Genomic DNA, 13,663 nt, shown 5'->3' on the forward strand with positions numbered 1-13,663 from the left:
GGGCGGGAGGCGGGGGCGGAGCGGAGGTCGGGCGTCGGGGCGGCTCAGTTGAACAGCGACACGGCCCTCGCGATCACCAGCGCCAGCAGCACGAAGCCGGAGAACGCCTGCAGGCCCAGGAGGGCCTTGGCCCGCCCCGACAGCGGGATCGAGTCCGAGGCCGAGAACGCCATCGAGTTCGACAGCGACGTGTAGAGGTAGTCGCCGAACCGCGGCCGCCAGTCCGCGACGCGTGACGATGCGAGCGCGACCTCCGCGATCGCATCGTGGTCCTCGTCCTGGGCGAATCGGAGATCCGCGGCCGGGAGCTCGTGCCGGGCGAGGGCCCGGCGCACCACGGGCCCGCCGCGATCGAGCTCCCACAGCACCAGCGCGAACGCGATCACGTTGGTGAGCCACACCTGCGCGGCGGACAGCAGCAGGCGGGTTCCCGAGCCGGCGGGAGGGTCCACGAGCGTGAGGACCAGCGCGACCAGGGCCACCTGGTTCGCGACCGCAAGCAGCAGCGCCTGCCCCACGGACAGCCCGCGGGACCATGCCGTCTGCCGATGGAGACGCACCGGGTTCACCGCGACGAGCGGCACGAGCAGCACCACGCCGATGCCCGCGACCGTGTAGCGGAGCCCGGGGATGAAGGTCGACGGAAGTGCGAGATACAGCGCGAGCGCGACGAGCAGCGCGGCCACGGCCGGCCAGCGATGCTCGCCTCGGCCGCCTGCGGGCATGAAGGTCATGAGGGGATTGTGCGCCCGCCTGCTACCCTGGGCGTACTTGCAGGGCCGTCGACGGCCCTCCTGCGTCGCAGATTGCTTCCACTTCTCGCCGGCGCCCGACCCTCATGGCGGCGCGGCTCGTAGAAATTCTCTTCGGCGAACGAGAGCGGACACCTCCGCCTTCGCCACCTTCCCCGGTGCCGCGCGAACGCGGATGCCGGTGGCTGCCCAGAAAGGCACCCATGTCCTCCACCACCTTCGCCGAGCTCGGCGTGCCCACCCCGATCACCGACGTGCTCGAGGGTGACGGCAAGACCTCGACCTTCCCCATCCAGGTCGACACCCTGCCCGACACGCTCGCGGGCCGCGACGTCCTCGGCCGCGGTCGCACCGGCTCGGGCAAGACGCTCGCCTTCTCCATCCCGCTCGCCGCGCGCCTCGGCGCTGGTCGTGCCAAGGCGCGTCCGGGACGCCCGCGCGCCCTGATCCTCGCCCCCACGCGTGAGCTCGCGACCCAGATCGACGCCGTGGTCGCGCCGCTGGCCGCCGCGTACGGCATGCGCACCGCGACCATCTTCGGCGGGGTGAGCCAGCGCCGCCAGGAGCAGGCGCTCGCGCGCGGCGTCGATATCGTCGTCGCGTGCCCGGGACGCCTCGAGGACCTCATGGGTCAGGGGCACGTGTCTCTCGACGCCGTCGAGGTCACGGTGCTCGACGAGGCCGACCACATGGCCGACCTGGGCTTCCTGCCCGGCGTCACCCGCATCATGAGCAAGACCCCCCAGCGCGGTCAGCGCCTGCTGTTCTCCGCGACGCTCGACAACGGCGTGGACAAGCTGGTCAAGCGCTTCCTCGACAACCCGATCCTGCACTCGGTGGACGATGCGTCGAGCCCGGTCGAGGCCATGACGCACCACGTCTTCCACGTCGACGGCGCGGATGCCAAGAAGGACGTGGTCCAGGCGCTCGCCTCGGGCACCGGCCGCCGCATCCTCTTCACGCGCACCAAGCACCAGGCCAAGCGTCTCGCACGGCAGCTCACGGCCGCGGGGATCCCCGCGGTCGAGCTGCAGGGCAACCTGTCGCAGGCCGCGCGCGACCGGAACCTCGCGGCGTTCGCCGGCGGCGGCGTGCGCGTGCTCGTCGCGACCGATGTCGCGGCGCGCGGCGTGCACGTCGACGGCATCGAGCTGGTGGTCCACGTGGACCCGCCGGCCGAGCACAAGGCATACCTGCACCGCTCGGGCCGCACCGCGCGTGCCGGCTCGGCAGGTGACGTGGTCACCGTCGTGATGCCGGAGCAGCGCAAGGAGACGGAGCAGCTGCTCCGCAAGGCCAAGATCTCGGTGCGCCCGCAGGCCGTCAACGCCTCGTCGGCGCCGGTGACCCGCCTGGTCGGCGAGGTCGCGCCGCACGTCGCCCCGAGCCAGGCCGCCGCACCGCAGTCGCACCACACCTCGCACCCCGGGGACGGCCGTTCCGCAGGTGGATCCCGTCCGGGACGCGGCCGCCGCTCGGGTGGTCGCGGACGCGGGCAGGGCGGCGCCTCGACCGCCGCGCAGGGTCAGGGCCGGCAGGCCCGGGGCCAGGGCGCGGCCAAGTCGGGCGGCTCGGCGGGACGCACCCAGGGTGCGCCGAAGGCGACCGGGACCGGCGCATCGTCCGGCGGCGCCGCGGCGTTCTCGGCGCGTGGCGGCTCCGGTGCGAACCGCCGCCGCTCCCGCTGACCGTACATTTCATACGTATCGTCATCCCCCTTGTTCCAGGGATGACGCGGCTATAGCCTGCAAGGGTGTCGAACGCGGGCGCAGCTGAGGGGGCGGCCGCGGGAGGGCGACGCCTCGCGCAGGCGGACCTCCCGCGCGCCTACGCGGCGCGCCCGGACGCGGATCCGCTCAAGGCCCCGCAGTTCTGGACGTCGGCGACGCCTGCGTCAGGCGTGCCTCGGGCGCGGATCGCGCCCGAGGTTCCCGCGCCCGTGGACCCCGCGGTGGTGCTCAGGCGCCTCGCGGAGCTCGCGGTCGCGGAGGCCAGCACGGACGTGCGCGTGGTGCCCGCGGAGACGGGCCCCAAGCCGCTGCCGCGCCGATCCGACTCGCGCGGCGGCGGGGCGCTCTCCGGGGGTGTACCACCCGCGCCGCGCCCGCGCGAGGATGCCGCCGCCCCCAGCCGACGGAGCCTCCGCGCCACACGGCCCGAGCAGGAGCCCGCACCTGACGAGCAGTCCGATGCGGCGATCCGCAGCAGCCGGGTCGACGCGCTCGCGGACCTGATCCCGCGGCTCAAGGGGCTGTCGGAGGACCGCCGTCCGGACATGCGCTCGCTGTACGCGCTGTGCTACTCGATGCTCGCGTGCGAGGGCCGTGCGCCCGCGGACCGCGAGGTCTGGCGCGCGCTCCTGGGGCTGAGCAAGTACGACGAGGACCCCGGCGTCCGACGCATCGCCGATGCCGCCCTCACCGACCTCGAGCGCCACGGCACGGTCCCGCGCGGCGCCTAGCCGTCAGACGGGCTCCGTGTAGAGGCCCATCTCGTCGACCGGTGCCGCATCCGCGATCCACACCGTCAGCTCGTGCGTGCCCGGCACGCCCGGGTCCATGACGTCCACCGGGGGCTCCTGGGCGACGGACTCCTGCAGCCAGCTCAGGGTCACCGAGGTCGCGACGGTGACGTAGCGATCGCCGATGCGCCAGGTGGCGCTGCAGCCGACGGCGCGGTTGGTCGCGGTGGCGGGCGCGCAGGCGGGGGCGGCCTCCGCGGCGCCCCCCACCGCGTCGGCGTACGAGTCCGCGATGGTCCGGAACGTGGAGTGGAGCGCGTCCGTCTCCTCGAAGGTCCAGCACCGCTCCGGCGCCTCGACGGTGCCATCTGCCCATTCCGCCCACAGGTCGCCGCATGCCACCTCGGTGGCGCGGTCGGGGATGGGCGTCCACGTCTCCAACGCCGTCGCGTCGGGCTCGGGCCCGCCCGCGCACGCGACGAGCAGGGGCAGCATGGCGAGGGCGGCGAGGCGGCGCATGGCGCGAGGCTACCGGCGCCCGGGACGGGGTGGGCGGGCGGTGGACGGTCGGCGGCGGTGTCCGCCCGAGCGCCTAGAATTCTCGGGTCATGGATGCGCTCTTCGATCTCGACGGCTCGGTCCCCCACGAGCCCCAGCCCAGCACGCCCGCCGAGCAGGCGCCCGAGCCGGAGGCGTGGCCCGAGCCCGACTTCGAGCCGGCCCCGGAGGAGGCGTACGAGCCCGAGCCGGAGGACGCCTGGATCCCTCCTGCCCCGATCCTCGCCGGCCACCACCGGCCGGAACCCGCGGCGAACCGGCCGGTGCGTGACGCATCGTCCCTGGTGAAGGGGCTCAACGGCCCCCAGGCGGAGGCCGTCACCCACGAGGGCGAGGCGCTGCTCATCATGGCGGGCGCCGGCTCCGGCAAGACGCGCGTGCTGACCCACCGCATCGCCCACCTGCTCGAGACGGGCCGCGCGCGGCCCCATCAGATCCTCGCGATCACGTTCACCAACAAGGCGGCGGCGGAGATGCGCGAGCGCGTCGAGGCGCTCGTGGGCCCCGAGGCGCGCCGCATGTGGGTCGCGACGTTCCACAGCGCGTGCGTGCGCATCCTGCGCGCCGACCACCAGCTCGCGGGGCTCAGCGGCACGTTCTCCATCTACGACACGTCGGACTCGGTCAACCTCATGAAGCTGGTCATGAAGGAGCTGAACCTCGACCCCAAGAAGTTCACGCCCAAGGCGATCCTGGGCCGCATCGGCAAGTTCAAGGACGAGCTGATCGACCCCGAGGTCGCGCTGGCCGGCGCCTCGATGGCGTCCAAGTTCTCGATCGAGCACGCCGCCGCGACCGCGTACCCGCTGTACCAGCGGCGTCTCGAGGCGGCCAACGCGGTCGACTTCGACGACATCATCGTGAAGACCGTGAAGCTGGTGCAGGAGCACCCCAAGGTCGCGCGCGCCTACCGCGAGCGGTTCCGCCACATCCTGGTCGACGAGTACCAGGACACCAACCACGCGCAGTACGTCCTGGTGCGCGAGCTGGTCGGCCCCGCCGACGACGCGAGCCTCCCGGCTGGCGAGCTCACCGTCGTGGGTGACGCCGACCAGTCGATCTACGCGTTCCGTGGCGCGACCATCCGCAACATCATGGAGTTCGAGAAGGACTACCCGAACGCGCACATCGTGCGCCTCGAGCAGAACTACCGCTCGACCCAGAACATCCTCACCGCGGCGAACACGGTCATCCAGAACAACTCCGACCGACGCCCCAAGAACCTGTGGACGGACTCGGGCGCGGGCGAGAAGATCAAGGGCTACGCCGCGGACACCGAGCAGGGCGAGGCGCAGTACATCGCCACGGAGATCCGTCGCCTCATCGACGAGGACGGCATCGAGCCCAACGACATCGCGATCATGTACCGCGCCAACGCGCAGTCCCGCGCGGTCGAGGAGCGCTTCATCCGCGCCGAGATCCCCTACAAGGTGGTCGGCGGCACGCGCTTCTACGAGCGCAAGGAGATCAAGGACATGCTCGCGTACCTCGCCGCCGTGGTGAACGAGGACGACGACGTGGCCACCCGCCGCATCATCAACGAGCCCAAGCGCGGGATCGGGGACACCGCGGTCGAGTCGGTCGAGGGCGTGCGCCGCTCGCTCGTCGCGGCGGGCCAGGAGGCCAGCTTCGGCGTGGCGCTGAGGCACCTGGACGATGCGGGGCTCCAGGCGCGCTCGCAGCGCGCCATCGAGGACTTCGTGCGCCTCATGGACGACCTCCGCGCGCTCGCGAAGGACAACGGCCCTGCCGGAGTGCTCGACGCGATCGCCGACCGCAGCGGCCTGCTGGCGAGCCTGCGCAGGAGCGAGGACCCGCAGGACGCGAGCCGCATCGAGAACATCATGGAGCTCGTCGCGGTGGGACGTGAGTTCTCCGAGGACAACCCCGACGGCACGCTCGCGGACTTCCTCGAGAAGGTCGCGCTGGTCGCGGACGCGGACCAGGTCCCCGACGCGGACGGCGGCGGCGGCGTGGTGACGATGATGACGCTCCACACCGCGAAGGGCCTCGAGTTCCCAGTGGTGTTCCTCACGGGCATGGAGGACGGCACGTTCCCGCACATGCGGTCGATCGAGTCGGGCGACACCAAGGACATGGAGGAGGAGCGCCGCCTCGCGTACGTGGGCCTCACCCGCGCCCGCGAGCGGCTGTACCTCACGCGCGCCGAAGCGCGCTCGAGCTGGGGCGCCCCGCAGTACTTCGGGCCCAGCCGGTTCGTCGAGGAGATCCCCGACGAGCTCATGGAGTGGACGCGCGCCGCGGTGACCATGAGCTCGCTGCGGGAGCGGTCCGATCGCGGCTCGTCGCGCGGTGGCGCGTGGTCCGGCATGGGCTACGGCGGCAACCAGGACCGCGGCGACGGCAACACGTACTCCCGCGCCGGCGCGGTCACCACGCGCCGGGTCCCGCCGAGCCCGCCGGGCTCGGGCGGGGGCGACATCGGCTTCGAGGTCGGCGAGCGCGTCCTGCACGACAAGTTCGGCATGGGCAAGGTCGTGGGCACCGAGGGCGTGGGCCGCAACGCGGTGGTGAAGGTCGACTTCGGCGGCGAGGTCAAGCGCCTGGTGCTGCGCTTCAACTCCCTCGACAAGCTGTAGCGCCCGGCGCTAGCGTTCCCCCAGATATCTCTGGGGGGACGATGCGCAGGGGAGTCCGGGTGGGTGTCGCCGTGGCGGCCGTGGTCCTGGCGGCGGTCGCCGTACCCGTGCCGTTCGTCGGTTCCGAGGTCTCCACGGCGCCCTCCGAGTTCGCGTCGACGATCGAGGACACCGAGACGGACGGCTGCGGGACCGCGACGGTGACCGCGGGGCTCACCGCGACCGTGCATCGTCCGCTCGTGGACGTGCTCGGGATCTCCTGGCTCACCGACGTCGAGGTCACGGGCGCGCGCCTCGGCGTCGCGCAGGATCCCCGGTGCGGGGAGCGCGCCGCCGAGATCGCCGACGGGTTCGGCGCCCTCACGCCCACGGGGGAGTGCTCCGAGTGGAACGCCGGGCAGGAGCAGACCAGCGCGGTCGCGGTCGACTGCGGCGGCACCGGCGTGCGGCTCCAGGTGGTGACGGACGAGGGCGTCGAGGCGGTCGACGGCTCCGGGCTGGTGCTGGCCATCGCCGGCGGCCTCACGCGCGGCCCGCTGTGGTGCCTCGAGGTGGACCAGGGGCTCACGTTCCTCGACGGCGGGACCATGTCGACCGTCGGCTCCGGCACGCTCGCGACCCTGTGCCTCGACCTCGCGTGACCTCGCGCGGCGCGGCGAGCATCGTCCGGCACGGCTAGGCTCATCCTGGACCGGAACCCAGGGAGGGTGGCATGTCGGACAAGACCTCGAAGGTGTCGATCGTCGGCGCGGGAGCCGTGGGCTCGACCCTGGCGTATGCAGGCCTGATGCGCGGATTCGCGCGCACGGTCGCGCTGTACGACATCAATACGGCGAAGGTCGAGGCGGAGGCGCTCGACCTCGCGCAGGGCATCCAGTTCATGCCCGAGGCGACGGTGCTCGGCTCGTCGGACATCGGCGTGGTGGAGGACTCCGACGTGGTGGTCATTACGGCGGGCGCGAAGCAGCAGCCCGGGCAGACCCGCATGGATCTCGCGGGCGCGACCATCAGCCTCATGGACAAGGTGCTGCCGCCGCTGCTCGAGGCGGCGCCGAACGCGATCTACATCCTCGTCACCAACCCCGTGGACGTGGTGACCTACGCCGCGATCAAGAAGTCCGGCATGGACCCGAGCCGCATGTTCGGCTCCGGTACGGCCCTCGACACGTCGCGCCTGCGCCACCAGATCGCCGACTACTGCGACATCGCGGTGGGCAACGTCCACGCGTACATCGCGGGCGAGCACGGCGACTCCGAGGTCGCGCTGTGGTCCTCGGCCACCATCGGCGGCCAGCCGTTGGTCGACTGGCGCGGACGCGACGGCGAGATCGTGATGACCCCCGAGGTCCGCGAGCAGATCCACCACGACGTCATGCGCTCCGCCTACACGATCATCGAGGGCAAGGGCGCGACCAACTACGCGGTCGGCGCCGCCGGCGCGCGCATCGTCGAGGCGGTGCTGGGCGACCAGCGCCGCATCATGCCCGTCTCGACGCTCATCGACTACCCGGGCGTGGGCGAGGTCTGCATGTCGCTGCCGGCCGTGATCGGCCGCAACGGCATCGAGCACCAGGCCGCGACCCCGATGGACGACGAGGAGAAGGCCGCGCTCGAGGCCTCCGCCCGCTCGATCAAGGAGACCGCGAACCGCTTCGGCGTCGGCTGAGGCCGACGTCCGTGCCCTGCGAGGTGCTGAGTGCCCAGAACGGGCCGGAACGGGCACTCAGCACCTCGCAGGGCGCGTGAGGAGGTCAGTCCTCCGCGAACAGATCCGTCGACAGGTAGCGGTCGCCGCGGTCGGGGACGATGAACACGATGGTCGCGTCGTGCTCCGTCGCGGCGAGCCCGAGCGCGACGTGGGCCGCGCCGCCGGCGCTCATGCCGGCGAGGATGCCCTCCTCGCGGGCGAGCGCGCGCGTGGTGCGGGTCGCATCGTCCTGGCTCACGTTGCGCACCTCGTGCGGCACGGTCGGGTCGAAGATGCGCGGCAGGAACTCCGGCTCCCACGCGCGGATGCCGGGGATCCGCGAGCCGGGCTCGGGCTGCACGCCCACGATGCGCACCGCGTCGCTGAGCTCGCGCAGGCGCCGACCGGTGCCGGTGAGCGTGCCGGTGGTTCCCATGGAGGACACGAGGTGCGTGATGCGGCCGCCGGTCTGCTCCCAGATCTCCTCGGCCGTCGCGGCGACGTGCGCCGCCGGGTTCGCCGGATTCGCGAACTGGTCCAGCTGGATCCCCTCTCCCGCGGCCTCCATCGCGTCGGCGGTGGTGCGCGCGAGCTCCATGCCGCCGGCCGGGTCCGTGAGCACCAGCCGCGCCCCGTAGGCGGTCATGGTGCGCGCCCGCTCGACCGACAGGTCCGCGGGCATCACCAGCACCATCGCGTAGCCACGCACCGCGGCCACCATCGCGAGGGCGATGCCGGTGTTGCCGCTCGTCGCCTCGATCACGGTGTCGCCCGGGCGGATGCGTCCCGCCGCCTCGGCGGCCTCGATCATCGACAGCGCAGGCCTGTCCTTGACGGAGCCCGCGGGGTTGGTGCCCTCGAGCTTCGCGAGCACCACGGTGCCGCGCTCCGCGGCCTCACCGGCGAGGCGCTGGAGCCTCACCAGGGGCGTGCGGCCGATGGTCTCCTCGATGGTCGGATAGTCGCGCATGCCCCTAGTGAAGCGGACGCGGGGGCGGTGGCGCGACGATGCCCCGGTCGGACGACCGGGGCATCGTGCGGCGGGGTCAGACCCGCGCCAGCTCCTTCTCGCGCGGCGGCTCGGGTGCAGAGCCCTCGACGGAGACCTGCGGGAGCCACCCGAGCCAGCGCGGCAGCGTCCAGTTGCGCTCGCCCAGGAGGGTCATGAGCGACGGCACCAGGATGGTGCGCACCACGGTCGCGTCGATGATCACCGCGGCCGCGAGCCCGAAGCCCATCTCCTGGAACTCGGCCATGTCCCCGAGCGAGAAGCCCAGGAAGACCGCGACCATGATGAGCGCCGCGCCCGTGATGAGCGAGCCCGTGCGCGAGAGCCCGAAGACCACCGCATCGCGGGTGTCGCCCGTCGCGTCGTGACGCTCCTTGATGCGGCTGATGAGGAACACGTGGTAGTCCATCGACAGCCCGAACAGGACTGCGAACAGGAACACCGGGATCCACGGCGCGATGCCGTCGACCTGGGCGAAGCCGAAGAGCTCGGCGCCCCATCCGTACTGGAACACGGCGACCAGCAGGCCGAACGCCGCCGCCGCGGAGACCACGTTGAGCGCGATCGCGGTGAGCGGGATCGCGAGCGAGCGGAAGGCGACCAGCAGGAGCAGGAAGCTCGCGCCCAGCACGATGGTGAGCAGCAGCGGCACGTTGTCCACGATGACGTCGCGGAAGTCGACCGCCTCGGCCTGGTCGCCGCCCACGTACGCGGTCGCCCCCGTGCCGGCGAGCGCCGCGGGGACGATCTCCTCGCGCAGGCGCTCGACCGCCTCGTCCGCGGCAGGGTCGGCGGAGTCGAACACGCCGCGCGCGTCGATGAAGGCCGTGCCCGCACGCCAGTCCACGGTGGTCTCGGCGAAGGCGGGGTCCTGCTCGACCACGCTCGCCAGGGCGTCGATGGCCGCGGCGTCCCCACCCGCATCGTCCACCGCGATCATGGTCGTGGACTGACCCATCCCGAAGTCGTCGACCAGCACCTCGGTGCCCTGGCGCAGCTCGTTGTCCTCGGGCAGCGACTCGAAGCCGGGGAACGTGAGGCGGATCGACAGGAGGGGCAGGGCCAGGGTGAGCAGCACCGCGAGCCCCGCGGTCGCCGAGATGGCCGGACGCGCCGTGACGGCGCGTGCGATCGCGGTCCAGGTGCGCGGCTCGCGGCCGGGGTGCGCCGTCGGGATGCGGCCCCGGTTGACGCGGTGGCCCAGCAGGCGGAGCACCGCCGGCAGCAGCGTGAGCGCCGAGATCACCGCCATGAGCGCGACGATCATCGCGCCCGCGCCGAGCGAGCGCATGATGGTCGACGGCACCACCAGCATCCCCACCAGGGAGATCAGCACGGTGACGCCCGAGAACAGGATCGCCCGGTTCGCGGTCTGGCCCGTGATCGCGACCGCATCCTTGACGGTGCGGCCGTGCGCGAGCTCCTCGCGGAAGCGCTGCACCGCGACCAGGCTGTAGTCGATGCCGAGCGCGAGGCCCATCATCGTGATCATGTTGACGATGAAGAAGGACAGCTCGACCGCCTGACCCACGATCGCGGTGGCGCCCACCGCGGAGATGATCGACACGATCGCGATCATGAGCGGCAGGCCGGCCGCGACGAGCGCGCCGAACACCACCACCAGGATCACGAGCGCGACGCCGATCCCGATCGCCTCGCCGCGCACGAGCGTGTCCTCGGCCATCGAGTCGAAGGCGAGCTCGCCCGTGAGGGGACCCACGTTGCGCAGCGTGAAGCCGGCCGAGACGGCGGCGTCGGTCGCGTCCTCGACCGCCTGCGCGACGGTGTCGGAGCCCGCCTGCACCTCCGCGGTCACCAGCACGGCGCTGCCGTCCTCCGAGACCGGGAACGGCTGCTCGGCGGTGGGCGCGGTCACGGACTCGACGTCGGGCAGCGCCTCGAGGCCTGCGACCACGCGGTCGATCGCTGCCGTGAACTCCGTGTCGCCCCAGCGCGCGGTGTCCGCCGAGACCACGACGGTCTCGCGCTCGGTGGCCGAGTCCGCGCCGCGCAGCTGGGAGTCCCGCTGCTCGGCGGTGTCGGAGTCGGTGGCGACCAGCACGCGGTCGTCCTGGGTGAGGGCGTCGCCGAGACCCCCTGCCGCGACGATCGCGGCGGCGAGCGCGAGCACCCATGCCGTGATCGTCAGCCACGGCCGTGCGGCCGCGGCGCGGGCGATGCGCCCGGTGATGCCTAGTTCCATGATCCCCTCCTCGAGATCGCCGGGAGGTCCCGACTGAACCTGACGCTAGGTGGGCGAGCACCCTGGTCTCAGCCCGCTCAGGGGCGAAACGGACATCGCTCGCGGGGGAACCTCGCGTGGTCCCGCCGGGGGAGGGGCGCCGACGGTTCCCCCGTGCGGGGGAAGGGGAACCTCCGGGTGGAGGAGGCCCCGCGGGCCGCCTGCGAGGCACGATGTCCTCATGAACGCTCTTGGACGCTACTTCGCCGCGATGTGGCAGGCGCGCACCTGGCTCGCGGTCGTGTACTTCCTCATCAGCCTGCCCATGGCGATCGTGCTGTTCACGTACGCGGTCACCGGCTACGCGGTGGGCATCGGGCTCGCGATCATCTGGGTGGGCGTGCTGGTGCTCATCGGCGTCCAGTCCTCGATGCGCGTCATCGGCGCGGCCGAGCGCAGGCTCGCGGCGGCGCTGCTCCAGGACGACATCCCCGGTCCCGCACCCCTCCGGGTGCCCGCGGACGCCACCCTGATCCGGCGCACGCTCGCGTCCTTCCACGACCCGCAGTCATGGCGCGTGCTCGCGTGGATCCTCGCCCGCATCGTGCTCGCGCCCGTCGCCTTCGCGTTCGCGATCGTGCAGCTCGTGCTGCCCCTCAGCCTGGTCGCCGCGATGGTGATCGCGCTGCTCCACCTGCTCGGCTGGAGCGATGCGATCGGCTTGCAGGCGGACGACGCCGACGCCCAGCGGATCGTCGACACCGTCGTCTTCTGGGTCGCGGTGGGGAGCCCCGTGCTCATCCTGCTGCTGCCCGCGCCGGCGTGGATGGTCCGGGCGCTCGCGGAGCTCCACCGGTGGATCGCGGGCTGGGCGCTCGGGATCTGCGACCGCGACGTGGCGCGCGCCGCCACGGCCCGCGCCGAGCTCGCCGAGGAGCAGGTGAGGATCGATCAGGAGCTGCACGACAGCATCGGCCACATGATCACCATGAACATCGTCCAGGCGGGCGCGGGCGCGCACGTGTTCGACTCGGACCCCGAGTTCGCGCGCCAGGCGCTGCGCACCATCGAGGAGCGCGGGCGGGCCGCGATGGGGGAGCTCGACCGGATCATCGCGACCATCCGGGGCGACGAGACGGGGGAGCGCGCGCCCCTGCCGGGCATCGAGGACATCCCGGGGCTGGTCGAGGTCTCGCGCGAGGCGGGCATCGACGTCGATGCGGAGCTCGACACGCGTGCCGTGCCGCCCGCGATCGGGCGGGCGGCCTTCGGCATCGTGCGCGAGTCGCTCACCAACGCGGCGCGGCATGCGCCGGGCGCAGCCGTGCGCGTGCGGGTCGAGCGCGAGGACGATGCGCTGGGTATCGAGGTGGTCAACGGGCCCCCCGCGCCCGGGTCGCGGTCGGAGGAGGCGCGCCGGGACGGCCCGCGTCGCGGCGTCGCGGGCATGCGCGACCGCGTGACGCTCATGGGCGGCCGCACCGAGATCGGCCCCGCCGCGGACGGCGGCTTCAGGGTGCGTGTGCTGCTGCCGCTCGACTCCACGATCGCTCCGGCGGGAGCCGGCTCGACGTGGGACGATCTGCGCGTGGAGGTGCGCGCATGAGGGTGGCGATCGTCGACGACGACCCGTTGGTGCGGATGGGTCTGCGCGCCATCGTCGGGTCCGAGGAGGGCTGGGACGTGGTCGGCGAGGCCGGCGACGGCGGCGGCGCGATCCGGCTCGCGGAGACCGAGCGGCCCGACATCATGCTCATGGACGTGCGGATGCCCGGCATGGACGGGCTCAGCGCGACGCGCGAGATCGTGGCACGCGGGATCGCGACCCGGGTGCTGGTGCTCACCACGTTCGAGGTGGACGAGTACGTGTTCGACGCGATGCGCTCGGGCGCCTCGGGGTTCGTGCTCAAGCGGATCCCGCCCGCCGAGCTGATCGAGTCGATCCGTGTGGTCGCGCTCGGGGAGTCGCTGCTGTTCCCCGCGTCGACGCGCGCCGTCATCGAGCGGTTCTCGAGCCGCGGGGCGCAGCGCCTGCCGGACCTCACCGAGCGCGAGGAGGATGTCCTGCGCGCGCTCGCGCGAGGGCGCTCGAACGGCGAGATCGCGTCCGAGCTGTTCGTGTCGGTCGAGACGGTGAAGTCGCATGTCGCCTCGATCCTCATGAAGCTCGGGGTGCGCGACCGCACGCAGGCGGTCATCGCGGCGTACGAGAGCGGGTTCGTGGCGCCGGGGGAGACCGCGGGGGCCTGACCTCCCGCGTCCGCGGACGGTCCGAACGGATCGTGCCGCGACGGGCCCGGAGATCGCCCGGATTACCAGCCGACACACGGGCGAGCCGGGGCCGGGGCCGTTCGCGATGCCGGGGGATTGTCGGCGAACGCCCGCAAGATTGGCGACAATTCTGTCGACATTCA

General features: G+C 72.6%; 11 protein-coding genes. 7 read left to right on the top strand and 4 right to left on the bottom strand.

Annotated elements, in window-relative coordinates:
• Positions 1 to 44: 44 nt before the first annotated feature.
• Complete coding sequence (locus AOM00_RS10030; protein ID WP_062517650.1) at positions 45 to 734, bottom strand: hypothetical protein; 690 nt, start codon at positions 732 to 734, stop codon at positions 45 to 47.
• Positions 735 to 955: 221 nt separating this feature from the next.
• On the opposite strand from AOM00_RS10030, the gene AOM00_RS10035 reads away from it, so the two are divergent.
• Both AOM00_RS10035 and AOM00_RS10040 read left to right on the top strand, forming a co-directional pair.
• Complete coding sequence (locus AOM00_RS10035; protein WP_082096889.1) at positions 956 to 2,440, top strand: DEAD/DEAH box helicase; 1,485 nt, start codon at positions 956 to 958, stop codon at positions 2,438 to 2,440.
• Between the two features lie 65 nt (positions 2,441 to 2,505).
• Positions 2,506 to 3,213, top strand: a complete 708-nt coding sequence (locus AOM00_RS10040) for a hypothetical protein (RefSeq protein WP_062517651.1) — start codon at positions 2,506 to 2,508, stop codon at positions 3,211 to 3,213.
• Between the two features lie 3 nt (positions 3,214 to 3,216).
• Here the strand turns inward: AOM00_RS10040 and AOM00_RS10045 are convergent, their stop codons facing one another.
• The gene (locus AOM00_RS10045; RefSeq protein ID WP_062517652.1) at positions 3,217 to 3,732 is read right to left on the bottom strand and encodes a hypothetical protein; all 516 of its coding nucleotides are present in this window, start codon (positions 3,730 to 3,732) and stop codon (positions 3,217 to 3,219) included.
• 89 nt (positions 3,733 to 3,821) lie between these two features.
• Between AOM00_RS10045 and pcrA the strand changes: the two genes are divergently transcribed.
• From pcrA to AOM00_RS10060, 3 genes are all read left to right on the top strand, one after another.
• Positions 3,822 to 6,371 (top strand): DNA helicase PcrA, encoded by a 2,550-nt coding sequence (gene pcrA, locus AOM00_RS10050; protein ID WP_062517653.1) that lies wholly within the window; start codon positions 3,822 to 3,824, stop codon positions 6,369 to 6,371.
• A 59-nt stretch (positions 6,372 to 6,430) separates the two neighbouring features.
• Positions 6,431 to 7,012: a hypothetical protein gene (locus AOM00_RS10055; protein ID WP_062517654.1), complete on the top strand. Its 582-nt coding sequence runs from the start codon at positions 6,431 to 6,433 to the stop codon at positions 7,010 to 7,012.
• Positions 7,013 to 7,083: 71 nt separating this feature from the next.
• Positions 7,084 to 8,037 carry an L-lactate dehydrogenase gene (locus AOM00_RS10060; RefSeq protein ID WP_062517655.1) on the top strand — a complete coding sequence of 318 codons (954 nt, stop codon included), beginning with the start codon at positions 7,084 to 7,086 and terminating at the stop codon, positions 8,035 to 8,037.
• An 85-nt stretch (positions 8,038 to 8,122) separates the two neighbouring features.
• Here AOM00_RS10060 and cysM read toward each other — a convergent pair whose 3' ends face one another.
• The gene (cysM, locus tag AOM00_RS10065; protein ID WP_062517656.1) at positions 8,123 to 9,028 is read right to left on the bottom strand and encodes a cysteine synthase CysM; all 906 of its coding nucleotides are present in this window, start codon (positions 9,026 to 9,028) and stop codon (positions 8,123 to 8,125) included.
• A 76-nt stretch (positions 9,029 to 9,104) separates the two neighbouring features.
• On the bottom strand, positions 9,105 to 11,270 hold the full coding sequence (locus AOM00_RS10070; protein ID WP_062517657.1) for an MMPL family transporter: 2,166 nt from the start codon (positions 11,268 to 11,270) through the stop codon (positions 9,105 to 9,107).
• Between the two features lie 220 nt (positions 11,271 to 11,490).
• Here AOM00_RS10070 and AOM00_RS10075 point away from each other — a divergent pair, with 220 nt between their 5' ends.
• On the top strand, positions 11,491 to 12,855 hold the full coding sequence (locus AOM00_RS10075) for a sensor histidine kinase (protein WP_062517658.1): 1,365 nt from the start codon (positions 11,491 to 11,493) through the stop codon (positions 12,853 to 12,855).
• Positions 12,852 to 13,499, top strand: coding sequence for a response regulator transcription factor (locus tag AOM00_RS10080; protein WP_062517659.1), 648 nt, complete (start codon positions 12,852 to 12,854; stop codon positions 13,497 to 13,499). The genes AOM00_RS10075 and AOM00_RS10080 overlap by 4 nt, the downstream gene beginning before the upstream one ends.
• Positions 13,500 to 13,663 lie beyond the last annotated feature (164 nt).

It is taken from the genome of Demequina gelatinilytica (assembly GCF_000971115.1).
GTDB lineage: Bacteria > Actinomycetota > Actinomycetes > Actinomycetales > Demequinaceae > Demequina > Demequina gelatinilytica.